We start from the raw sequence: 1,085 nt of genomic DNA on the forward strand, positions 1-1,085 counted from the left end.
GTGCCGGTCAGGCGGTGCCGGTCAGGCGTGGTGCAGGAAGCCGCGCTGGCCGGGGCGGCGGTTGGGCGGGTAGCCGAGCTTGGCCAGCGCCTCGTCGGCGCTGTCCCAGTACTCGCCGAGCCGGTAGATCTCGCGGGCTTCCTTGCCCGTGGCGACCTCGCGGCCGAGCTCGCCGGCGATCCGCACGAGCTGGCGGACGGCGTCGGCGGAGGTGAGCTTCTCGCCCAGCCGTCCCCAGAGGGTGTCCTCGTTGCCGCAGCGCGGGTGCAGGCCCATCGCGATCGCCATCGTGTTGATCGGCAGGACGTTGCGCATGATGCTCTCGAGCGTCAGCGACGCGCCGTCGGGCACCCGGCGGATGAACTCCATCATCGTGTAGGGGTTCGGGCCGTCGAAGCCGCCGCCGATGGACACCCAGGTGATGTTCAGCGGGCCGGTGTAGACGCCGCGGCGGACCAGCCGCTCCACGGTCTCCAGCTGCGCGGAGTGGGCCAGCTGGAAGTGCGGCTGGATGCCGTTGGCGACCAGCCGGCGCAGGTGCTCCTCCACCCACTCGGGCCCGGCCGGCACCTCCATGTTGCGGTAGGCCTCCCACAGCTCGGGCCGCTGGAACGAGGTGCCCGCGATGTCGGAGTCGGTCATCAGCTCGACGATGTTCATCTGCGAGGTGTTGATCGCGATGGTCACCTGGTCGGGCTTGGGGTCCAGCTCGGCGAGCATGTGGCGGGTGTCGTCGGACAGCCACTTGGCGTCGCCGTCCTCACCCTCCGGGGAGAACGAGATCGACCCGCCGACCTGCAGGATCATCTCCGGCACGGCCTCCCGCAGGCGGCGCAGCAGCTCGTTGAACTGCGACAGCCGCTTGGAGCCCTTGCCGTCGAGCTCGCGCACGTGGATGTGCAGCACGGTGGCGCCGGCCTCCCAGCAGTCCACCGCCTGCTGGACGTGCTGGTCCATGGTCAGCGGGATGTCCTCCGGGAAGTCGGCCGGCTCCCACTCGGGCCCGTAGGGGGCCGCGGTGATGACCAGCTTCTCCTGGTTCTCGGGGAACAGGGAATCGTCGAGGAAGTGCATGTCAATTCTCC

General features: G+C 69.9%; 1 protein-coding gene. It reads right to left on the reverse strand.

Annotated features, from left to right (window positions below):
• Nucleotides 1–21: 21 nt before the first annotated feature.
• The coding region (locus MY520_RS27885; RefSeq protein ID WP_436695949.1) for a 3-keto-5-aminohexanoate cleavage protein at nucleotides 22–1,085 on the reverse strand (1,064 nt) is incomplete at its 5' end.

This window comes from Geodermatophilus sp. CPCC 205506, assembly GCF_051383635.1.
In the GTDB taxonomy this organism is placed as follows: Bacteria; Actinomycetota; Actinomycetes; order Mycobacteriales; family Geodermatophilaceae; genus Geodermatophilus.